At 63.0% G+C, this 21827-nt stretch carries 22 protein-coding genes and 2 tRNA genes; 10 read left to right on the forward strand and 14 right to left on the reverse strand.

Features of this window, described 5'->3' with window-relative positions; genetic code table 11:
- Positions 1-37 precede the first annotated feature (37 nt).
- Genes rbsD through IWW33_RS01790 form a run of 6 tightly spaced genes read right to left on the reverse strand, consistent with a single transcriptional unit; the run spans position 38 to position 5898 of the window.
- Positions 38-436: a D-ribose pyranase gene (rbsD, locus tag IWW33_RS01765; RefSeq protein ID WP_012313857.1), complete on the reverse strand. Its 399-nt coding sequence runs from the start codon at positions 434-436 to the stop codon at positions 38-40.
- On the reverse strand, positions 433-1341 hold the full coding sequence (rbsK, locus tag IWW33_RS01770; protein ID WP_174141669.1) for a ribokinase: 909 nt from the start codon (positions 1339-1341) through the stop codon (positions 433-435). Before rbsK ends, rbsD begins: the two co-directional genes overlap by 4 nt.
- Before the next feature lie 9 nt (positions 1342-1350).
- Positions 1351-2373, reverse strand: coding sequence for a LacI family DNA-binding transcriptional regulator (locus tag IWW33_RS01775; RefSeq protein ID WP_115275255.1), 1023 nt, complete (start codon positions 2371-2373; stop codon positions 1351-1353).
- A gap of 4 nt (positions 2374-2377) precedes the next feature.
- Positions 2378-3373 carry an ABC transporter permease gene (locus IWW33_RS01780; RefSeq protein WP_039602921.1) on the reverse strand — a complete coding sequence of 332 codons (996 nt, stop codon included), beginning with the start codon at positions 3371-3373 and terminating at the stop codon, positions 2378-2380.
- Positions 3370-4923 (reverse strand): sugar ABC transporter ATP-binding protein, encoded by a 1554-nt coding sequence (locus IWW33_RS01785; RefSeq protein ID WP_174141668.1) that lies wholly within the window; start codon positions 4921-4923, stop codon positions 3370-3372. The genes IWW33_RS01780 and IWW33_RS01785 overlap by 4 nt, the downstream gene beginning before the upstream one ends.
- A gap of 18 nt (positions 4924-4941) precedes the next feature.
- Positions 4942-5898 (reverse strand): sugar ABC transporter substrate-binding protein, encoded by a 957-nt coding sequence (locus IWW33_RS01790; RefSeq protein ID WP_039602923.1) that lies wholly within the window; start codon positions 5896-5898, stop codon positions 4942-4944.
- Between the two features lie 341 nt (positions 5899-6239).
- On the opposite strand from IWW33_RS01790, the gene IWW33_RS01795 reads away from it, so the two are divergent.
- Positions 6240-7328 (forward strand): asparaginase, encoded by a 1089-nt coding sequence (locus IWW33_RS01795; protein WP_046787182.1) that lies wholly within the window; start codon positions 6240-6242, stop codon positions 7326-7328.
- A 169-nt stretch (positions 7329-7497) separates the two neighbouring features.
- The gene (locus tag IWW33_RS01800) at positions 7498-7740 is read left to right on the forward strand and encodes a DUF1654 domain-containing protein (RefSeq protein WP_039602925.1); all 243 of its coding nucleotides are present in this window, start codon (positions 7498-7500) and stop codon (positions 7738-7740) included.
- 13 nt (positions 7741-7753) lie between these two features.
- Here IWW33_RS01800 and IWW33_RS01805 read toward each other — a convergent pair whose 3' ends face one another.
- The 4 genes from IWW33_RS01805 to IWW33_RS01820 form a co-directional block, all read right to left on the reverse strand.
- Positions 7754-8179 carry a bifunctional (p)ppGpp synthetase/guanosine-3',5'-bis(diphosphate) 3'-pyrophosphohydrolase gene (locus tag IWW33_RS01805; RefSeq protein WP_046787183.1) on the reverse strand — a complete coding sequence of 142 codons (426 nt, stop codon included), beginning with the start codon at positions 8177-8179 and terminating at the stop codon, positions 7754-7756.
- Positions 8180-8376: 197 nt separating this feature from the next.
- On the reverse strand, positions 8377-8949 hold the full coding sequence (locus IWW33_RS01810; protein WP_046787184.1) for an SPOR domain-containing protein: 573 nt from the start codon (positions 8947-8949) through the stop codon (positions 8377-8379).
- A 152-nt stretch (positions 8950-9101) separates the two neighbouring features.
- Positions 9102-9178 (reverse strand) — tRNA-Val (locus IWW33_RS01815).
- Positions 9179-9339: 161 nt separating this feature from the next.
- A tRNA-Val gene (locus IWW33_RS01820) sits at positions 9340-9416 on the reverse strand.
- 201 nt (positions 9417-9617) lie between these two features.
- Between IWW33_RS01820 and IWW33_RS01825 the strand changes: the two genes are divergently transcribed.
- Entirely contained in the window at positions 9618-10901 is a 1284-nt protein-coding gene (locus IWW33_RS01825) for an FAD-binding oxidoreductase (RefSeq protein ID WP_012313845.1), read from the forward strand.
- Positions 10902-10961: 60 nt separating this feature from the next.
- Here IWW33_RS01825 and IWW33_RS01830 read toward each other — a convergent pair whose 3' ends face one another.
- Positions 10962-11705, reverse strand: a complete 744-nt coding sequence (locus IWW33_RS01830; protein ID WP_174141667.1) for a peptidase C39 family protein — start codon at positions 11703-11705, stop codon at positions 10962-10964.
- A gap of 155 nt (positions 11706-11860) precedes the next feature.
- Here IWW33_RS01830 and IWW33_RS01835 point away from each other — a divergent pair, with 155 nt between their 5' ends.
- Positions 11861-12043: a hypothetical protein gene (locus IWW33_RS01835; protein WP_039604431.1), complete on the forward strand. Its 183-nt coding sequence runs from the start codon at positions 11861-11863 to the stop codon at positions 12041-12043.
- 132 nt (positions 12044-12175) lie between these two features.
- Here the strand turns inward: IWW33_RS01835 and pobA are convergent, their stop codons facing one another.
- Positions 12176-13363, reverse strand: coding sequence for a 4-hydroxybenzoate 3-monooxygenase (gene pobA / locus IWW33_RS01840; RefSeq protein ID WP_115275257.1), 1188 nt, complete (start codon positions 13361-13363; stop codon positions 12176-12178).
- Between the two features lie 130 nt (positions 13364-13493).
- On the opposite strand from pobA, the gene IWW33_RS01845 reads away from it, so the two are divergent.
- From IWW33_RS01845 to IWW33_RS01855, 3 genes are all read left to right on the forward strand, one after another.
- Positions 13494-14372: a helix-turn-helix domain-containing protein gene (locus IWW33_RS01845; RefSeq protein ID WP_125923285.1), complete on the forward strand. Its 879-nt coding sequence runs from the start codon at positions 13494-13496 to the stop codon at positions 14370-14372.
- A gap of 109 nt (positions 14373-14481) precedes the next feature.
- Positions 14482-14880 carry a MerR family DNA-binding transcriptional regulator gene (locus IWW33_RS01850; RefSeq protein WP_046787188.1) on the forward strand — a complete coding sequence of 133 codons (399 nt, stop codon included), beginning with the start codon at positions 14482-14484 and terminating at the stop codon, positions 14878-14880.
- A 20-nt stretch (positions 14881-14900) separates the two neighbouring features.
- Positions 14901-15800: a hydroxymethylglutaryl-CoA lyase gene (locus IWW33_RS01855; protein WP_174141666.1), complete on the forward strand. Its 900-nt coding sequence runs from the start codon at positions 14901-14903 to the stop codon at positions 15798-15800.
- A gap of 531 nt (positions 15801-16331) precedes the next feature.
- Here IWW33_RS01855 and IWW33_RS01860 read toward each other — a convergent pair.
- Complete coding sequence (locus IWW33_RS01860) at positions 16332-16847, reverse strand: MgtC/SapB family protein (RefSeq protein ID WP_174141665.1); 516 nt, start codon at positions 16845-16847, stop codon at positions 16332-16334.
- Positions 16848-17039: 192 nt separating this feature from the next.
- Here IWW33_RS01860 and IWW33_RS01865 point away from each other — a divergent pair, with 192 nt between their 5' ends.
- The 3 genes from IWW33_RS01865 to IWW33_RS01875 all read left to right on the forward strand — a co-directional run bounded on the left by IWW33_RS01865 (position 17040) and on the right by IWW33_RS01875 (position 20989).
- Positions 17040-17279, forward strand: coding sequence for a DUF3203 family protein (locus tag IWW33_RS01865; RefSeq protein ID WP_046787191.1), 240 nt, complete (start codon positions 17040-17042; stop codon positions 17277-17279).
- Positions 17280-17402: 123 nt separating this feature from the next.
- Positions 17403-18812: a GntR family transcriptional regulator MpaR gene (gene mapR, locus IWW33_RS01870; RefSeq protein WP_115275260.1), complete on the forward strand. Its 1410-nt coding sequence runs from the start codon at positions 17403-17405 to the stop codon at positions 18810-18812.
- A 101-nt stretch (positions 18813-18913) separates the two neighbouring features.
- Positions 18914-20989: a PAS domain-containing protein gene (locus IWW33_RS01875; RefSeq protein WP_174141664.1), complete on the forward strand. Its 2076-nt coding sequence runs from the start codon at positions 18914-18916 to the stop codon at positions 20987-20989.
- 10 nt (positions 20990-20999) lie between these two features.
- On the opposite strand, the gene IWW33_RS01880 is transcribed toward IWW33_RS01875, so the two are convergent.
- Positions 21000-21746, reverse strand: coding sequence for an SDR family oxidoreductase (locus tag IWW33_RS01880; RefSeq protein WP_115275262.1), 747 nt, complete (start codon positions 21744-21746; stop codon positions 21000-21002).
- Positions 21747-21827: the final 81 nt, after the last annotated feature.

The raw sequence follows: 21827 nt of genomic DNA on the forward strand, positions 1-21827 counted from the left end.
TCGCCGGCAAGCCGCCCCCCACAGACTGGACTGGGAACTAGAAGGTTACGCCAGCTATGAGGGCGATGTTGCTGTAGGGCTGGCACTCGCCGGTACGCACCACGGCGCGCGCACTGCGCGACAACACCTTGAATTGCTCATGGCTCAGCCATTCACGCTTGCCGAGCTTGCCGCGCAGACGCTCGATCTCGACCAGGCCGGGCGGCACGACCTTCTGCATCTCTTCGGCCAGCACATGGCGCTCCACCTGCATCTCGCTGAGCACAGCGCGCAGCACGCTGGCGAAGTCGGGAATGCCCGGCGTCAAGGCCAGGTCGATCAGTTCGACCCCCGGCGGCACGGGCAACCCGGCATCGCCGATCACTAGGATATCGCCATGGCCCAGCCCGGCAATGGTGCGCGACAGGGCAATATTGAGCAGCGCGGTCTTTTTCATGGGGCCACCTCCGCCAGGGTCGGGATCGAAGGCTGTGCACCGGCGCGGGTGACGGACAGCGCCGCAGCGCGTTGGCCGAAGATGATCGCTTCACCCTCCTCCAGGCCGCGCACCAGCGCGGCTGCAAAACCGCCAACAAAGGTGTCGCCCGCTGCCGTGGTGTCCAGCGCTTTGACCTGCGGCGCAGGGAAGTGCCGGCTGCCATCACGGCTGACGAACAGCGCGCCCTGCGCACCAAGGGTGACGATGACCTTGCCGGCGCCCAGTTGCAGTAGGCGCTCGCCGGCACGGCGGGCGCTGGCCAGGTCGTTGACCGGCTCACCGGCCAGCGCCTCGGCCTCGCTTTCATTGGGGATGAGGTAATCGATATGGGCGAACCACTGCGCGGGCAACGGGCCGGTGGCCGGGGCCGGGTTGAGGATCACCGTCTTGCCCAGCTCACGCCCCCTCGCCAAGGCCCAGGCCACGGTGTCGGCAGGCACTTCGAGCTGGCAGATGATCACCTCGGCAGCCTGCAGCAGCGCGTCGAAACGCTGCACGCTTGCCGGGGTAAGCTGGCCGTTGCCGCCGGGGATGATGACGATGCAGTTCTGGCTGGCGGCATCCACGGTAATCAGCGCCACCCCACTGGAGACGCCTGGGCACTCGCTCACCGCCTGGCAATCGATACCCTCCACTTCCAGGGCCTGGCGCAACTGCTGGCCGTAGGCGTCAGCGCCGACGTTGCCGATCATGGCCACGCTTGCGCCCAGGCGTGCTGCGGCCACCGCCTGGTTGGCGCCCTTGCCCCCCGGCACGGTGAAAAAGCTTTCGCCGGCCAATGTTTCGCCTGCACGTGGCAGCCGCTCGGCGCGGGCCACCAGGTCCATGTTGAGGCTACCGACCACCACTACCTTGGCACTCATGGGCATTCCTTAGCGGTAATCATTGAACAGGTCCGGGCGCGGCCCGGTCGACTCGCGCAGCACGATGCGCGGGGCGACGATGCGTTGCTCTGCGCCATCGCGGCGGGGCGTAGCGATACGTGACAGCAACAGCGCCGCTGCACTTTCGCCGAGCTCGCGGATCGACTGGCCAACGGTGGTCAGCGGTGGGTACACGTAGCGGCTCAGCTCGATGTCGTCGAAGCCGATCACCGACAGCTCGCCCGGCACGTTGATGTTGCGCTCGGCAGCCGCACGCAGCACACCGAAGCCGATCATGTCGTTGCCGGCGAAAATCGCCGTGGGCCGCTGGCCGTCGAGCAGCTGCCCGGCCGCCGCATGGCCGCCTGGGCTGGTGAAGTCGCATTGCAGGATGTGCGCCCCCTGCACGGCTACCTGCGCCTCGGCCATGGCGCGGTGGAAGCCGGCCAGGCGCAGCTGGCTGACCCCGGTCGCAGCCGGGCCGCCGATATAGGCGATGTCGCGATGGCCAAGCTCCAGCAGGTGCTGGGTGGCCAGGTACGCGCCCTGCTCGTGGTCGATGCGCACCAGGTCGGCGTCCACGCCTTCCAGTGCTCGGTCGACAATGACCATCGGCGTGCGCACGCAGGCCAGGCTCTGCAGCAGGTCGCTGTCCTCGCCCACCGACGCCACCACCAGGCCGTCGATGCGTTTTTCCAGCAGCACGCGCAGGTAGCTGCGTTGCTTCTGCGGGTTGTCATCGGAGTTGCACAGGATCACGCAATAGCCGTTGCGCTCGCAGGCATCTTCAATGCCGCGCGCCAGCTCGGCGAAGTAAGGGTTGACGCTGTTGGGCACCAGCAACCCGATGGTAGCCGTCGTGCGCGCCTTGAGCGAACGCGCCACGGCGCTGGGCACGTAGTCGAGCTCGACGATGGCCGCTTCGACCTTCAGCCGCACCTGTTCGCTGACCGGGCGGGTCTTGTTCAGTACATGGGACACTGTGGTGTAGGAAATGCCCGCGAGTGCCGCGACGTCTTTGATGGTTGCCATGTTTTCAGTTCCGCCGGCCTGCTCGCCGGCTACGGTAGGTGTCGAGCACCACGGCGATGACGATGACCGCCCCGGTGATGATGCGTTTGGTGGGTTCTGAGGCGCCGATCTGTGCAAGGCCTGCGGCCAGCACCGAGATGATCAACACACCGAAGAAAGTACTGATGACCGAGCCGCGCCCACCCATCAGGCTGGTGCCGCCGATCACCACGGCGGCGATCACCTGCAGCTCCAGGCCGGCGCCGGCATTGGGGTCGGCGGCTTCCAGGCGGGAAATCTGGAACAGCGCGGCCAAGCCTGCCAGCAGGCCCATCAGGGCAAACACCAGCACCTTGTAGGGGCGCGGGTCGATGCCGGCCAGGCGCACGGCCTCTTCGTTGGTGCCGATGCCGATCAGGTGGCGGCCGAACACGGTGCGGGTCAGCACCAGCTGGGCGAGGATGATCACCAGCAAGGCAATGATGAAGGCCGGCGAGATACCGTAGGCGATCGGGTTGGAGAACCAGGCGTAGGCATCGCCGATGTAGGCGGTGCGCGAGTCGGTGAACTGGTAGGCCAGGCCGCGGGCCATTTCCAGCACGCCCAGCGAGACGATGAACGACGGGATGCGCCAGGCCACCGTGACGGCGCCGGTGATGCTACCGGCCAGCGCGGCGACGGCCATGCCGAGCAAGGCGGCCGGCAGCACGCCCCAGCCCCAGCCGAGGATGGCCACGCTGACTGCCGATGCCGCCAGCGCCAGCACCGAACCCACTGACAGGTCGATGCCGCCGATGATCAGCACGAAGGTCATACCCACGGCCAGCACCATCAGGTCGGGGATCTGGTTGGCGAGGGTGCTGAAGGTGGCGTACGACCAGAAGTGGCTGCTGAGCAACGAGAACAGCACGATCATGGCCAGCAAGGCGCCCGCAAGACCCAGGTAGGTGCCGAGGCCGAAGTAGGTGCCGCTGCGGCGCGCGGGGGCGCCGGCCTGTGTGTCGAGAGGTGTGGTTTTCATGCATCCATCCTGGGCGCTGCGTCGTGCAGCAGGGCGTCACGTTTCTGGTAGCCGGCGAAAGCGGCGGCAAGGAGCTGGTCCTGGCTCCAGTAGTCGCGCTCGAAGGTGTCGATCAGGCGGCCGGCCGACAGCACGGCAATACGGTCGCAGATCAGCATCAGCTCGCGCAGGTCGCTGGACACCACCACCAGGGCCTTGCCCTGGCGTGCCAGCTCGGCCAGCAAGCCATAGATGTCGAACTTGGCGCCCACGTCGATGCCGCGGGTGGGTTCGTCGAACAGCAACACTTGGCAGTCACGCTCCAGCCAGCGGCCGATCACCACCTTTTGCTGGTTGCCACCGGACAGTTCGCCGACCGGCTGGGCGGCATTGGCGCTGCGAATGCGCATGGCATTGATCTGGCGCTCGGCCAGGGCCTTTTCGGCGTCGCCGTCGACCACCCCGGCGCGGGACAGCGCGGCGAGGTTGCCCAAGGCGATGTTGGCGCTGATCGATTGCGTCAGCAGCAGGCCTTCGCCCTTGCGGTCTTCGGTGATCAGGGCGATACCGGCCTTGACCGCCGCCTTGGGCGAGTCGATGTTCACCGCCGTGAGTGGCTGGCCGATTTCGATGCTGCCGCTGTCGGCGCGGTCGGCGCCGAAGATCAGGCGCAGCAGCTCGGTGCGCCCGGCACCAATCAGCCCGGAGATACCGAAGATCTCCCCTGCCCTGACCTGCAGCGACACGTCACGCACCTTGTCGCCGCGGCACAGCCGGTCGACCTTGAGCAACGGCGCGCCGATCTGCCGGCGGCCCAGGTCGATGTGTTCGCCCAGCTCGCGGCCGACCATCAGGTTGACCAGCTCGGCGCTGCTGTAGCGCTGGATCGGCTCGTCGCACACCAGCTTGCCGTCGCGCAGCACCGCAATGCGCTGCGCCACACGCTGGAGTTCTTCAAGGCGGTGGGAGATGTAGACGATGGCCACGCCGCGCTGGCGCAGGCGCTCGATCTGGGTGAACAGCAGCTCCACCTCGCGGGCGGTGAGCATGGCGGTGGGTTCGTCGAAGATCAGCACATGGCAGTCACCGATCAGGTTGCGGGCGATCTCCACCATCTGCTGGTGGCCGATGCCCAGTTCGCCCACCGGGGTGTCCGGGTCGATGGCGTCCAGGCCAACCTGTGCCATGGCGGCCGTGGCCAGTTGGCGCAGGCGCTTCTGGCTGATCCAGCCGAAGCGGCTGGGCAGGTTGTCGAGGAACAGGTTTTCGGCCACGGTCAGGGTCGGCAGCAGGTTGAGCTCCTGCATGACCATGCGCACGCCAAGGCGCTCGGCGGCGCTGCGGCTGCCAGGCGCATAGGCCTGGCCGCGGAAAGTCATATGCCCGGTGGTGGGCGTTTCCAGGCCGCTGATGAGCTTGGACAGGGTGCTCTTGCCAGCGCCGTTCTCGCCGGTCAGGGCCAGCACTTCGCCGGCGCGCAGGGCCAGGCTGACGTCGCCCAGCACCGGTTGCGCGTAGCTCTTGCCCAGGCCGCTGGCAGCGAGCAGCACTTCATTGGCCGTTACAGGCATGGCCATGTCTCCTGGCCGTCAAGGCTTGGTGATGAGTTCGACCGGGGTCTGGATGACGTTGTCGGCGTCCACGTTCGGCTTCTGGCCCTTGAGCATCTGCAATGCCGCCTGAATGCCGTACACCGCCTGCTGGCTGGCCGCCTGGTCGAGGGTGGCAAGCACGCGGCCATCCTTGAGCATGGGCTTGATGGCGTTGATGTTGTCGTAGCCCACCACTTGCACCTGGCCGGTCTTGCCGGCGGCGCGCACCGCCGAGACAGCGCCAAGGGCCATGCTGTCGTTACCGGCCAGCAGCGCCTTGAGGTCGGGGTACTCGTTGAGCATGGCGGCGGCGACGGCGTTGCCTTTGTCGATTTCCCAGTTGCCCGATTGCACCGAGACGATCTTCATCTGCGCCGCCTCCATGGCGTCCTTGAAGCCGGCGGTGCGCTGCTGGGCATTGGTGGTGGTCGGCACGCCTTCGATGATGCCGACCTGGTCACCGGCCTTGAGCTTTTCCTTGGCCAGGTAGTCACCCACCAGACGGGCGCCCTTGCGGTTGTCGGGGCCGACAAAGGGTACGCTGAGGTTCTTGCTCTTGAGTACGTCGGGGTCCAGGCGGTTGTCGATGTTGACCACCGTGATGCCGGCGTCCATGGCCTTCTTGATCACTGGCACCAGGGCTTTGGAGTCGGCCGGTGCGATGACCAGCGCCTTGGCGCCGGTGGCGATCATCTGCTCGACGATGCGGATCTGGTTGCCGGTGTCGGTCTCGTCCTTGATGCCATTGGCCACCAGGTCGAATTCGTTGGCGTGGTCTTTCTGGTAGGCCTTGGCGCCGTCCTCCATGGTGCGGAAGAATTCGTTGGCCAGCGACTTCATCACCAGGGCGACCTTGGGTTTGTCTTCGGCATGGGCGGCGGACAGAGGCAGGGCAAGCGACAGCGAGGAAATGACGGCGAGCGCCAGCAGACGACCGGGGAACGGCAGTTTCATGGGAGATGACTCCGAATCTTGTGGTTTTTATCGGATCGCAAACGTTTGCGTTGGCTAACTATGGAAACAGGATGAGGTTTTGTCAAATCCGTTTCGCTGCCGGGGGCTGCGTTGCTTCTGGCGCAGATTATCTTGGATTCTTCCGAAAAACCGAACAGGTTTTCCTATGTTTGTTCGGATTGCCGAATTCGAGGGGCCGCCTGCGCGCTCTTCATGTCAAGCCCGGCCCACAGCCACAGCGGCATACAGGAAATTACAGCGCCCTACCAAGGATGGTACGAAAACTGCCTTGCCCCCTGTGCGACACAGCAAAATCTCCTTTAGGAAGAGAGAACAATAATATGAATGCTGCACTGAAGACCTTCGCACCCAGCGCCCTGGCGTTGCTGCTTATCCTGCCAACCGCTGCTTCGGCGAAAGAAGCCCAAACCCAACAGAAGCTGGCCAACGTGGTCATCCTCGCAACCGGCGGCACCATTGCCGGCGCCGGTGCAAGTGCTGCCAACAGTGCCACGTACCAAGCGGCCAAGCTGGGCATCGACAAGTTGATCGCCGGCGTGCCGGAGCTTGCCGGCATTGCCAACGTGCGCGGCGAGCAAGTGATGCAGATCGCCTCCGAAAGCATCAGCAATGACGACCTGCTCAAGCTGGGCAAGCGCGTCGCCGAACTTGCCGAAAGCAAGGACGTCGACGGCATCGTCATCACCCACGGCACCGACACCCTGGAAGAAACCGCCTACTTCCTCAACCTGGTAGAGAAGACCGACAAGCCGATCGTGGTGGTGGGCTCCATGCGCCCGGGCACCGCCATGTCGGCCGATGGCATGCTCAACCTGTACAACGCCGTGGCCGTGGCCAGCGACAAGCAGTCCCGCGGCAAGGGCGTACTGGTGACCATGAACGACGAGATCCAGTCAGGCCGCGACGTGAGCAAGGCGGTCAACATCAAGACCGAAGCGTTCAAGAGCGCCTGGGGCCCGATGGGCATGGTGGTGGAAGGCAAATCGTACTGGTTCCGCCTGCCGGCCAAGCGTCACACCGTCAACTCGGAATTCGACATCAAGCAGATCAGCAGCCTGCCGCAGGTCGACATCGCCTACGGCTATGGCAACGTGACCGACACGGCCTACAAGGCACTGGCACAGAACGGCGCGAAAGCGCTGATTCATGCCGGTACCGGCAACGGTTCGGTGTCGTCGCGCGTGGTGCCGGCACTGCAGGAGCTGCGCAAGGATGGCGTGCAGATCATCCGCTCGTCGCACGTCAACCAGGGCGGTTTCGTGCTGCGCAACGCCGAGCAGCCGGATGACAAGAACGATTGGGTTGTGGCGCACGACCTGAACCCACAGAAGGCGCGGATCCTGGCCATGGTGGCAATGACCAAGACCCAGGACAGCAAAGAGCTGCAGCGGATTTTCTGGGAATACTGATTGCTGCATGACAAGGGGCTGGTGTGGTGGCTACACCGGCCCTTTTTCGCGGTTTAACTCGCCACGGATCGGCCACCCACAGCCCTCCGCTTTTTTACCTTACACGCAGTTGCGAAATACCTTACAGTGAAATACTGTACGCGCATACAGCAAAACAAGGAAAAGCCCCGTGGCCAGTACCGCCCCTGCAACGCCGAGCAGTTATGAACAACTGGGTACGCGTATCCAGAAAATCATCAACAGCCCCATCGCTCAACGTAGCCGCGCCGCCCTGATCTTCCGCCTGGAACAGGAGTCGCCCGACGACTGGGAAACCCTGCTCGAGGAGATCGCCGAGAACGACAACGTCACCCTCGCCCACCGCGACGATGGCGGCGTGCAGATTTTCTGGACGGTGCCGAAGGACGATTGACCGCGCAAGGGGCCTAGGCCAGTGCCTGCAGGTAGGCGCTGGCCTGCCGATAACGGGCCAGCCGTGCCAGGTCGGCCGGGCCTGGGCAGGCGATGCGTGAAAGGTCGCTATTGTCGGCCAGGTCGGCCATTTTGACGGTACGCGCCAGCGGGTCGCAGCCAAGGCGCACGACGAAATCCTCGTAGCTTTCGCCATCACGCCGGCTCAAGGCCAGCAAGGCGGCCAGGATCTTTAGCGTGAAGCCCTCGCGGGCAAGATCGGAAAGTGTCAGCGGCGTGTCTTCGATCACGTCGTGAAGCACGGCGACGATGCGCTGTTCGGGCGTGGACACCTGCATCATCACCCGCAGGGGGTGCAGGATATACGCCGCACCGCCTTTGTCGTATTGCCCTTCATGCGCTCTGGTGGCTACCACGATGGCCCGCTCCAGTGTAGACATGAGGCCCTCCCCGTTTCAGCCGTCTCACAGAGCAAGCATAGACGGGTCGGGTTACAGATGACAGGCGTCTGTTCCGGCGCTTTCACAGCCAGCGGGAAAAGGCGGCTCGCCTCTATGCAGGCACCTCAGTGCATGGCATCGGCTGCGCCGGTGATCGCCGGCAAGCCGACTCCCACACTAGAGGCCATGCTACAAAGTCAGCGCTGCGCACCGTGCTGAATGACAACCGAATCCGTGCCCAGCTTGGCCATGACCTCTGCCTTGCGTGCCTCGGCCTCCTCCTTGGTAGGGAACGGCCCCAGCAGCACCACCGGCTTGCCATTGCGATATTCGACCGAGGACGGGATGCCCTTCTCGATCAGGCGGGCGGTCATGTCGCTCAATGCACCCATGTTGGCGCCCTGGATCACCTCGACATCCCAGCCTTGGGGGGCAGGCTGATCGGCCAAGGCCTCGGCGCGGCGCTGTAACTCGGCGCCGCCGCAGATTTCGCGGATGCGCAGGTTGTTGCCATTGTCGTCGACAATAATGTCGTACTGGCCACCCTCACCCTTGACGGCGACGTAGCTGCGGTAGGCTTCGTACTGCCCGGCATCGTCCTTGCCACGCACCTGACCGCAAATGGTGCCTTTGGTGTCGATCCGCACGTTGCCGAACTTGGCGGTCTTGGGGTTGTGCAGGTGCTCAGCCACCTGCTTGTGCACACCTTCGACCTCGTTCTCACAGCCCACCAGGGCCAGCACTGCCATTACCACTGCCAGTTTGCGCACGCGTGTACCTCCCGTTTCGAAGCGGCGGATTCTAGCATGGCGGCCCATGGCCCGGACCGCGACCATACGTTACACCTTGCTACATACCGGCCACCCACCGGACGCGCACAATGCAAAAAGGGCGATCCTTTCGGATCGCCCTTTCTGATATTTGGTAGGCACAATTGGACTCGAACCAACGACCCCCACCATGTCAAGGTGGTGCTCTAACCAACTGAGCTATGTGCCTGTCGTGTGGTGCGCATATTAGTCACCGAATGCGCACCTGTAAAGCGTTTTTTTCAAAAAAATCAAAAACTTTCAGAAGCCTGCCACATCTGTAGCGCCCGGCCTTTTAAAGAGGCGCACCAACAAAAAAGGCGACCCTTTCGGATCGCCCTTTCTGAGATTTGGTAGGCACAATTGGACTCGAACCAACGACCCCCACCATGTCAAGGTGGTGCTCTAACCAACTGAGCTATGTGCCTGTCGTGTGGTGCGCATTCTACGCAATCCAAAACCGCTGTCAACACTTTTTTTCGAGCTAACCTACTGAATCTTAACCTCTTTATAGAGAAGCGCCGGCCAAGGAGCAGTAAAGGATTTTCAACGGACGACTAGCGGGTGTTTATTATTATTGATAGCATCGGTACATTCGTTAAAAATATAAAACACGAGGTTTCTCGAGCATGGCCAATACCCCCTACCCCCAGTCCTACTACGCCGCCTCGGCCAACCCGGTGCCGCCACGTCCGGCGCTGCAGGGTGAGGTGGAAACCGATGTGTGCATCATCGGTGCAGGCTACACCGGCCTGTCCAGCGCCCTGTTCCTGCTGGAAAACGGCTTCAAGGTGAGCATCGTCGAAGCGGCCAAGGTCGGCTTCGGCGCATCGGGCCGCAACGGCGGCCAGATCGTCAACAGCTACAGCCGTGACATCGACGTCATCGAGCGCACCGTTGGCCCCAAGCAGGCGCAGCTGCTGGGCCACATGGCCTTCGAAGGCGGCCGCATCATCCGTGAGCGTGTAGCCAAGTACAACATCCAGTGCGACCTGAAGGATGGCGGCGTATTCGCTGCGCTGACCTCCAAGCAGATGGGCCACCTGGAATCGCAAAAGCGCCTGTGGGAACGTTTCGGCCACAATCAGCTGGAGCTGATGGACCAGAAGCGCATCCGTGAAGTGGTCGCCTGCGACAGCTATATCGGCGGCATGCTGGACATGAGCGGCGGCCACATCCACCCGCTGAACCTAGCCCTGGGCGAAGCTGCCGCGGTCGAGTCGCTGGGCGGCATCATTTATGAGCAGACCCCGGCCATCCGCATCGAGCGTGGCGCCAACCCGGTTGTGCACACCCCGCAGGGCAAGGTGCGCGCCAAGTTCATCATCGTCGCCGGCAACGCCTACCTGGGCAACCTGGTGCCGGAACTGGCGGCCAAATCGATGCCATGCGGGACTCAAGTGATCACCACCGAGCCCTTGGGCGAGGAACTGGCCCGCACCCTGCTGCCGCAAGACTACTGCGTCGAGGACTGCAACTACCTGCTCGACTACTACCGCCTGACCAGCGACAAGCGCCTGATCTTCGGCGGTGGTGTGGTTTACGGTGCACGCGACCCGGCCAACATCGAAGCGATCATCCGCCCGAAGATGCTCAAGGCCTTCCCGCAGCTCAAGAACGTCAAGATCGACTACGCCTGGACCGGCAACTTCCTGCTGACCCTGTCACGTCTGCCACAGGTTGGCCGTATCGGCGACAACATCTATTACTCGCAGGGTTGCTCGGGCCACGGCGTCACCTACACCCACCTGGCGGGCAAGGTGCTGGCCGAGGCATTGCGCGGCCAGGCCGAGCGCTTCGACGCGTTCGCCGGCCTGCCGCACTACCCGTTCCCGGGTGGCCAGATGCTGCGCGTACCGTTCAGCGCCCTGGGTGCGTGGTACTACAGCTTGCGCGACCGTCTGGGCTTCTGATGATGTTGCCAGCACTGGCCTGATCGCCTGCTTGCCGCGGATCAGGCCAGTACGGGTGGCTTACCTTTCCAGGCTGTCCACGGCCTGCTTAGCCGCCAATTCCTGGCCCGCACGGGCCAACTCGTCGGCAGCCTGCAGCCAGCGCTGCCGGTCCACCTGGGCCGGCAGTTGCCGTGGCGGCTGTACCAGTATCGCCCAGCTCCCCTCTTGCGCCCACGCCGAGGTGAAATCATCGAAGGGCATCATCTGCCGCCGGTGCATCCCTGAACGCAGCAGCACCCGCTGCTTGTAACGGTCAAAACCGATCAGCACCGCATAGCGCGGCTCGCTCCACCACGCCGAACCTTCCTGAAAACGCACCAGCACCGGGTTGCCTGCAGAGACTTGGGTCAACAGGGCGTCCAGCTGTTTGTCCAGCGGGTATACGACCCTGCCGTAATCGCGCGCCACGCGCGGGATGCCGGTGCCCAGCGACTCGGCGCCCTGCGGCAGGTTCAGTGGCTTGTCCAGCAGCCCTGGGGTGATCGGCGCGCCCTGCTGCGAGAGCAACGCCGCCAGCGCCATGGCCCCACTGTGGTTGGCGTTGCCTCGGTAGAACGGCACGCTGCTGATCTCGACCCGCTGCGCAACGCCCTTGACGGCGGCCGGTGGCGCGCTGGCACAGCCTGAGAGGCTCGCGGCCAGCAGGCAGGCCACCATCAGGCGGCGCGGCTCGAAAACCCGGGACTTGAAGGAAATTTGCACCATGGACACTCGCTTGTTCTGGCGCCAGGCTGGCAACGCCCGGCCTTGACCCACGATCATAGGGCGCCAGGCGACGTGGGTATAGCCCGGTGCGGGCTTGGAACCAAACGAACCAAGCAATAGACCTTCGATAGATGGAACGTCACGCGGGGGGAGCTAGACTAAGCAATATCTGGAGGGTGAGCCGAAAGCTGGCCCAAGAGAAGGAGGTAGACATGAGCCTGACCATGGCAATCCTCATGCTGGTAGGTATGTGGCTTAGCGTCGCTGCCGCCATGCTCTGGGGTGTACTACGCATCGTGCGGCGTCATGCACAGCACCATCACCACCTGCCACCGCAGGTTCCGGCCAAGCAGCAGCCGGTCAATCGGGTGCGCCGTCACGCGCAGGCGCATTGATCTTCGCAATTTCCGAGGCCCAATCGCCGGCTTGCCGGCGATTGGGCTGCATAGCAGCCCTGCTAACGCTAACTGACCGTTATTAACCTGCAGGCCTCTTTTTTGATCGCAAGCGCTCTAAATGCACTGCCCCTAAACCACATCCTCGAACGGCAACCCCACATAGTTCTCGGCAATGTTCACCAGCCCCGCAGGTGAGGACAGGAAATACTCACGGTCCGCCTCCTGCATCTTCTGCTCCCAGGCATCCTTGTGCTCACCAAAGTCATGGAGCAACTGGGTCATGAACCAGCTGAAGCGCTCGCCTTTCCACACGCGGCGCAGCGCCAAGGGCGAGTACTGCTGCAGCAGGTCGGTGCGCCCTTCGCGGTAGACCTTGACCAGGATGCGGTACAGATAATTCACGTCCGAAGCCGCCAGGTTGAGGCCTTTGGCCCCGGTGGGCGGGACGATGTGTGCGGCGTCACCGACCAGGAACAGGTGCCCATATTGCATGGGTTCGACCACCAGGCTGCGCAAGGGAGCAATGCTCTTTTCCAGCGCCGGGCCGGTGACCAGGCGCGCTGCCACGTCTTCTGGCAAGCGGGCCTTGAGTTCGGTCCAGAAACGCTCGTCGGACCAGTCCTCCACGCGTTCATCCAGCGGTACTTGCAGGTAGTAGCGGCTGCGTGTCTGCGAACGCTGACTGCACAGCGAAAAGCCACGCTCGTGATGGGCGTAGATCAGTTCGTGGTTCACTGGCGGCGTATCGGACAGCATTCCTAGCCAGCCGAACGGGTAAACACATTCGTAGTGCTTGAGTACACCTTCGGGGATGCTCTGGCGGGAAACACCATGGAAGCCGTCGCAGCCGGCGATGTAGTCGCAGTCCAGGCGATGGGTCTGGCCGTCCTTCTCGTAGGTTACGTACGGCCGTTCGCCCTTGAGCTCGTGGGGCCGGACATTGCTGGCCGAATAGATGATCGGCGCACCGCTGGCTTCGCGCGCCTGCATCAGGTCTCGAGTCACTTCGGTCTGGCCATAGACCATGACCGTCTTGCCTCCGGTCAGGCCCTTGAGGTCCAGACGTTGGCGGCGCCCACTTACAAGCAGCTCGACACCTTCGTGCACCAACCCTTCGCGGTCCATGCGCTCGGCAACACCTGCCTCACGCAGCAGGTCGACGGTACCCTGTTCGAGCACACCGGCACGGATGCGGCCAAGTACATAGTCAGGCGTCTGACGCTCAAGAATGACCGTGTCGATCCCGGCCTTGTACAACAGTTGACCAAGCAGAAGCCCAGACGGACCTGCACCGATGATTGCAACCTGAGTTTTCATTGTTGTTCTCTCGTGTTATTAGATTTCTAGCTGCATTTTTACGGGCAGCACAGGCGCAATAGCTGTGCTATCCGATGCAAAACCTGCACTTTTATAAAAAGCGTTCGATTAACGGACAGGCCAGCCGCTCATGAAATCGTCACTCCCCGGCGTCCCGCTGTTTCAGCTGTATGGCGAAAACCAGGCATGGCCCGGTACGGACCTGCTGCATTGCGAGTCGATCCCGGCCCGCAGCCGCCTGCACCACTGGGAAATCAAACCGCACCAGCACGCCGAACTGTTTCAGTTGCTGTATGTGCAACGTGGCCAGGCTCAGGTAGAGATCGAGGGCGTGCGTAGTGCCATTGGCGAAGCGGCAATCCAGGTGGTGCCACCGCTGACCGTGCACGGTTTTCGCTTCAGTGCCGATATCCAGGGGCATGTGCTGACCTTCGGCACCGCGCTGGTAGCCAACCTCGAGCAACGCCTGGGTGCACCGCTGGGGGTGCTGGCCAAGCCTGCCTGTTACCCGTTGGGCAAGGACCGTGTGCATCTGCGCAGCCTGATCGACACGCTGCAGCAGGAGTACCAGGGCCATGCTCCGGCACGCGCGCCCCTGCTCGAAGCCCTGGTGACCGCACTGATGGTGTGGATCAGCCGTCGCCAGCAACTGGGCCAGGCGCCGCGCAACCGCGACGAACGTGACCGTCAGTTGCTGGGGCAATACCTGCGCCTAGTCGAAGCGCACTACCGTGAGCACCTGTCGGTGGAGGACTTTGCCGCGCGGCTGAAGATCCCGAGCCTGCAGCTCAACCAGCTGTGCCGGGCATTGAGCGGGCAGAGCGCACTGCAACTGGTGCACCAGCGGCTGCTGCTAGAGGCACAGCGAAACCTGATCTACACACGCATGAGCATCGGGCAGTTGTCGGACAGCCTGGGGTTCAGTGATCCGACCTACTTTGCACGGTTCTTCAAGCGCTTGAGTGGGCAGACACCCAATGGTTATCGTCGCTCGGTGCAGCCTGATTGATTGGCAATGCCTGTCCGGACGGCAAAGAGCGACACACCCGCAACACCCTGCTTGACGTATACGTCAAGCTGCATTCAGGATACCGCCATACTCCACGCCGAGCCCATGCATGAGCAGCCAGACCTACAGCATTTCCGACCTGTCCCGCGAGCTGGACATCACCACCCGCGCCATACGTTTCTATGAGGAACAGGGCCTGCTCAGCCCCGAGCGCCGTGGCCTGGAACGCATCTATTCGGCACGCGACAAGGTCAGCCTGAAGCTGATACTGCGTGGCAAGCGCATCGGTTTCTCGCTGGCCGAATGCCGTGAACTGATCGAGCTCTACGACCCCAGCAGCGGTAACCTCAAGCAACTCAACAGCATGCTGGCAAAGATCGCCGAGCGCCGCGCCCAGCTTGAGCAACAGATGCTCGATATTCACCAGATGCAACTGGAGCTGGACACCGCCCAGGAACGTTGCGAACAGGCCCTGGCCGCAACATTGAACAATAACGACAACCGCTGACCCGCCACAGGAACCCCACCATGCCTTTGCCCGAAAAAGTCCGCCTGGTCGAAGTCGGCCCTCGCGACGGCCTGCAGAACGAAGCCCAGCCCATCAGTGTCGCGGACAAGGTGCGCCTGGTCGACGACCTTACCGACGCCGGGCTGGCCTACATTGAAGTCGGCAGTTTCGTTTCGCCCAAATGGGTGCCGCAGATGGCCGGCTCTGCCGACGTGTTTGCCGCTATCGAGCAACGCGCGGGTGTTACCTATGCGGCCCTGGCGCCCAACCTGCGGGGTTTCGAAGACGCCCTGGCGGCCGGGGTGAAGGAAGTGGCAGTGTTCGCCGCCGCCTCCGAAGCGTTCTCCCAGCGCAACATCAATTGTTCGATCAGTGAGAGCCTCCAGCGTTTCGAGCCGATCATGCAGGCGGCGCGCAGCCACGGTGTGCGGGTGCGCGGTTACGTTTCCTGCGTGCTCGGCTGCCCGTATGAAGGCAGGGTCAGTGCCGAACAGGTCGCCCCTGTGGCCAAGGCCCTGCATGACATGGGCTGCTACGAAGTCTCTCTGGGCGACACCATCGGTACTGGCACCGCAGGCGATACCCGCAGGCTGTTCGAGGTAGTCTCGGCGCACGTGCCGCGCGAGCAACTGGCCGGCCACTTCCACGATACCTACGGCCAGGCGCTGGCCAACGTGTATGCCAGCCTGCTCGAAGGCATCAGTGTGTTCGACAGCTCGGTGGCCGGCCTTGGGGGTTGCCCCTATGCCAAGGGCGCAACGGGCAATATCGCCAGCGAGGATGTGGTGTACCTGCTGCAAGGGCTTGGGATTGAAACCGGCATCGACCTGGGCCGCTTGATCGCCGCCGGGCAGCGGATCAGCAAGGTGCTGGGCCGGGCCAACGGCTCTCGTGTGGCGCGGGCACGCAGCGCACAGTGATTCACACGGTTGTCACGTATGTGTGGGTGAGTGTTACCGCCCCCACAGCCGTCAGCAAAAAATCGGGTAACAGGGAAACAATTCGACAGAATTTCACGGCACCCAAATCATGCGAATCAGGCCAAACCATTGATTTTCAAGGGTTTTAAAAAGTTGGCACGGCACCTGCTATATCTTTGGTACAACAACAAAAAAAAATGCGATACCCAATAAAAACAACATGTAACGGCTCTGACATAACAAGAACAACACGGCAGAGGCGCAGCAAGCAGATTTTTTTGGAGTAGACACGCTTTTCAGGGGTTCGCCCCGCGGTCTGGCACAGAACAATAAAACTACCTCAAGGTAGCGGCAGTCAGCATCGGATCCCCAGGATGAAAGCAGGTCAGCGCTCAAAAAAATACGTTTGCTCTTGACCCCGGTTGGGGGTCACCCGCAACACCAAGGCAGGCCTACAAAAACAACAAAAGGCCGGCCTCAATAATAAGAAAAGAGCAGGCAACAACGCTTTGAGGGGAGCTTCGGCTCCCCTCAGTGCTTCCTGCCCTCCTCCTGCTGTTTCTCCTCGTCCTGCCCCTCGACCTTCTCCACCACTATCGGCATCGTGGCCAGCACCAGCAGCGCAAGCACTGTGCTGATCAGCGCCGTCGCCTCACGCCCCATGCCTGCAGCGGTACCGATTGCCGCCGTCATCCACAGGCCGGCGGCCGTGGTCAGGCCTTTGACGTGGCTGGTATCGCGGCCATTACCTTTGAGGATGGTGCCGGCACCGAGGAAACCGATACCGGCGACGATACCCTGGATCACCCGGCTCAAGGCCTGCTCGTCGGCACCGGCCATGCTTGGCGCCAGCACGAATAATGCAGCGCCCATCGACACCAGCATATGTGTACGCACACCAGCGGACTTGCCTTTGTGCTCACGCTCGAAGCCCAGAATGGCACCCAGAATGGCTGCCATCAGCAGGCGCAGGATGATCCGAGTGACTTCGCGCACTTCGGTGATGTCGGCGAATTCTGCTTGAATGGTTTGCCAGATGAGGTCCATGGGTCGTTACTCAGACGCAAGCTGTGTGCTGCCCCTACCTTCCATTCACGAGCAATGCAGGCGAAAAGGCCGGCAGGGGCGCCTTTGTGGGTTGACCCGTGTACACCCGATAAAGTGCCGTGCAGCAGCTTGATGCAGCAACCTGCTACCGGTCGCGGTCACACCTGTAACCGCAACCCGGAGGACCACCCCATGCCCGTCGAAATCGAAGAAAGCACCCGCCGCTGCACCCTCATAGGCGAAGACCTGCGCATCGAAGGCGATGGCCCGGACATCGAGATCGTCACAGATGAGCAGTTGCACATGTCTGTGGCACTGCTCGCAGGCCAGCGTGTCCCGATCACCGAAGCCGAAGCCGACGCGCTGACCGTCGCCGGTGCCGTGGACAGCCGAAAGCATTTGAAGGCGAGCGTTCCTGGCTCGGTAATCTAGCGCGGCAGAAGCACTGCCTGGCAACTGATCCGGTTTTTGGTGCATGGCCTGAGCCTGTACTGAAAACCGCTTCGGGGCCATAGTGTGGGTGAATTGCCTGTTCACCCTGCTTGCCGAGCCCTCATGAAACGCTACGAACGATTTGCCGATGACATTGCCGAACTGATCCGCTCCGGCGTGCTCGGCCCCGGCCAGCGCGTGCCTTCGGTGCGCTACGCCAGTCAGACGCACGGGGTCAGCCCGTCGACCGTGTTCCAGGCTTACTACCTGCTTGAACGCCGCGGGCTGATCCGCGCACGGCCGCGTTCAGGCTATTTCGTCACTGCCCATGCACCGCGTCAGTTCAGCGAGCCACAGCCAATGGAGCCGTTGAGCGAATCGACTGACGTGGATGTCAGCGCCTTGGTGTTCTCGATACTCGAGTCGATCAAGGACCCGAACACCGTGCCGTTCGGGTCGGCATTCCCCAGCCCGGAACTGTTCCCGCTGCAGCGCCTGTCGCGCTCGCTGGCCAGCGCCAGCCGGGCCATGGACCCGCGCATGGTGGTCACCGACCTGTCACCGGGCAACCCGCAACTGCGCCGGCAGATCGCCCTGCGCTACATGGTCGGCGGGCTGATGCTGCCCATGGAGGAATTGCTGATCACCAACGGCGCGCTGGAAGCACTGAACCTGTGCCTGCAGGCGGTCACCGAGCCGGGTGACCTGGTGGCGGTCGAAGCACCGGCCTTCTACGCCTGCCTCCAGGTGCTGGAACGGCTCAAGCTCAAGGCAGTGGAGATACCCGTGCAGCCGCGCGAAGGCATGGACCTGGCCGCGCTCGCCCAGACCTTGGAAAAGCACCCGGTCAAAGCCGTGTGGTGCATGACCAACTTCCAGAACCCGGTGGGCGCGAGCATGCCCGAGGCGAAGAAACAGGCATTGGTGGCGTTGCTGCAGCGCCATCAGGTGCCGCTGATCGAGGACGACGTCTACGCCGAGCTGTATTACTCGCAGCAGGCGCCCAAGCCCGCCAAGGCCTTCGACACGCAAGGCCTGGTGATGCACTGCGGCTCGTTCGCCAAGAGCCTGGCGCCCGGTTACCGCATTGGCTGGGTAGCCGCCGGGCGCTTTGCCCAGAAGATCGAACGGCTCAAGCTGATGACCTCGCTGTGCGCCTCGATGCCGGCCCAGGCCGCCATTGCCGACTACCTGGAACACGGCGGCTATGACCGCCACTTGCGCAAACTGCGCTATGCCCTGGAGGGCCAGCAAGCCAACATGCTCGCCGCCATCTCGCGGTATTTTCCGCCGCAGACGCGAGTCAGCCAGCCTTCTGGCGGCTACTTTCTGTGGCTGGAACTGCCCGAACGGATAGATGCACTGAAGCTGTTCCACATGGCCTTGGCCCAAGGCATCAGCATCGCTCCGGGGCCTATATTTTCGCCCACCCGCCGCTTTGGCAACTGCATCCGCCTGAACTACGGCACCCCTTGGGGCGACACCGCCGAACGGGCAATGGAAACCCTGGGCCGCATCATCCGCTCATTCTGACGGCAAACTGCCCACTCGTGCGCAATCTGGCGAGATGGCGGCTAGGCGTACCAGAGCCGTCGCGTTAAAGTCTGGCCACGCACCGCTGCCGGACGTCGCCAATGCCTCTGAACGAGATGCTCGCCCTGCGCGAGGAAATCGCAACCCTGCGCCGCCGTAACGCGCAGCTTGAAGCCGAACTGCAGCAACACCCGCATCTGGGCCTCGATGTCTACCGCTTTCTGTTCGAGAGCATGGATGAAGGCTTCTGCATCATCGAATTCATTGACGGCCCGCATGGCCCGCTGAGTGATTACGTGCACGTGCTCGTCAACCCGGCCTATGCCAGGCATGCCGGCATCGCTGACGTGACCGGCCAGAAAATGCGCGACATATTGCCTGATGAAGCCGACGCCTGGGTTGCCCGCTACGGTCCAGTGCTGCATACCGGCACCCCCCTGCAATTCGAGCAGGAATTGCGAGCCAGCGGCCGCGTTTTGTCAGTGAGCAGCTTTCGCGTCGAGCCGGCGCAGCGCCGGCAGGTTGCGGTTCTGTTCAAGGATGTCACCGAGCGACGCAAGACCGAGCAGGCCCTCGAGCAGCTCAATGCGCACCTGGAGCAAAGGGTCAGCGAAGCCCTGGCACAGCGCAGCCTGTTCGCAGAGCTTATCGACCAGAGCGCAGCCAACGTGCATGTGCTCGATAGCGGCATGCACTGGCTGGCCGTCAATCGCAAGGCCAGGGAGGACTTCCGGTTCCTGTATGGTCAGACACCGGTAGTCGGCGCCTGCATGCCCCCCCTGATGGGTGACAATGCCGCAGACCGGGATGCGATCCTGCCCTTGTGGCGACGGGCACTGCAGGGCGAGCAGTTCACCGCAACCGGTGCATTCGGCCAGCCGCCGGACCAGCGCCATTATGAACTGCGCTTCAATGCCCTGCGCGATGCTGCAGGTACCCCGATGGGTGCTTACCTGTTCGCCTACGACATCAGCGAGCGGGTACAGCAGCAGCAACGCCTTGCCAACGCAGAGCAGGCCCTGCGTCAGGCGCAAAAAATGGAGGCCGTCGGGCAGCTTAGCGGCGGCATCGCACATGACTTCAACAACTTGCTGGGCAGCATCCTCAATACCCAGGAACTGATCCAGCTGCGCCTGCGACAACAGCGCTATACCGGGCTGGAAAACTTACTCGAACTGTCCAACAGTACGGCCAAACGCGCCTCGTCGCTGGTGCACCGACTGCTGGCATTTTCGCGCCAGCAAACCCTGCAACCACGTTCCACCGAGGTGGCGGCGCTGCTGGGCGACATGCAAGAGCTGGTGCGCCGAACGATCGGCCCTTCCATTTCCCTGCACAGCCGGTTCGCGCCTGAACTCTGGCCAACCTTTATCGACCCGCCACAATTGGAAAGCGCATTGCTCAACCTGTGCATCAATGCCCGCGACGCGCTGCCTGACGGTGGTGTCATCAGCATTCATGGCGACAATGTGGCGCTCGACAGCGATCAGGCACGCCCTTTGGGGTTGCCCTGCGGCGACTACGTGCGCCTCAGCGTTGTCGACAACGGCTGCGGTATGAGCGAGGAAGTGGTTGCACGCGCCTTCGACCCGTTCTTCTCCACCAAACCCAACGGCCGGGGCACCGGCCTTGGGTTGTCGATGACCTACGGTTTCGTGCGCCAGTCTGGCGGGCAGTTACGCTTGCTTTCTCAACCCGGCAAGGGCACACGCGTTGAACTGTACCTGCCGCGCCATCACGCACAGCCCGTGCAGCAGGCCCTGCCCTCCAAGACCGGCTCACTGGATAGGCACCGTGCGGGCGGGCAGCGCATCGTGCTGGTGGAAGACCAGCTAGCCCTGCGCTTGGTGATCCGCGAGGTGCTGGAAGAACAGGGTTATCAGGTCGAAGCCTTCGAGACTGGCGCTGCCGCCCTGGCACACTTGCAACGCAGCGAGCGGCCGGACCTGCTGCTAAGCGACATCGGCCTGCCCGACGGCCCCAACGGTCGCCAGGTGGCCGAGCGCTACCGGCAACAGTATCCCGGCCTTGAACTGCTGTTCATCACCGGCTATGACAACAGTGCGGCGCTGGGAGACGATCAGCTGCTGCAAGGCAGCCATGTACTGGGCAAACCGTTCGAGCTGGATGCGCTGGCCGAGTGCGTCCATCAACTGCTGGCGGCCAGGCAGCCATGAGCGGTGGCGCTCAGCGCCCGCCGCCCAGGTCGAGAAAACTGCCAGTGGAATAAGACGCCTTGTCCGACAGCAGCCAGAGAATCGCCTCGGCCACTTCTTCCGGGCGGCCGCCGCGCCCCATGGGCAAGCCAGGCTCGAGCTTGGCGACACGGTCGGGGTCGCCGGACAGGGCGTGGAAGGCGGTATGAATGTAGCCTGGGCGCACGCTATTGACCCGCACCCCCTCACCTGCCACCTCCTTGGCCAAGCCGATGGTGAAGGTATCGAGGGCGCCTTTGGAGGCGGCGTAGTCGACGTATTCGTTGGGTGAGCCCAGGCGCGCAGCGACCGATGACACATTGACGATGGCCCCGCCTTGGCCGCCGTGGCGGCGGGCCATGCGCAGCAATGCGTGCTTGGCGCAAAGCATCGGCCCGACCACATTGGTTTTCATCACCTTGAGCAGGCGGAACTCCGACATGTCTTCGACACGGCTTTGCTGGCCGATGGTGCCGGCGTTGTTCACCAGTGCGGTGACGGGGCCGAGCTCTTCATCGACGCGATGAAACAGCTGGATCACCTCGTCCTCGACACTGGCGTCTGCACGCACACAGATGGCCTGGGCGCCGAGTGCGCGCACCTGGGCAAGAATGCCTTGCGCGGCCTGGTCATCGGCGTGGTAGTTGATGCAGATGCGGTAACCCTCGCGGGCGGCCTGCATGGCGGTGGCGGCGCCGATGCCACGGCTGGCGCCGGTGATGACAATGACTTTCTCCATGGCCCTGCCAAATCGCTTGGAAAGATAGCGTCGACAATAGGGGAAAAGCCAGCCGCTGGGAATGACCCAGCACAACAGGTC

This window comes from Pseudomonas sp. M2 (assembly GCF_015751845.1).
Taxonomy (GTDB): Bacteria; Pseudomonadota; Gammaproteobacteria; order Pseudomonadales; family Pseudomonadaceae; genus Aquipseudomonas; species Aquipseudomonas putida_E.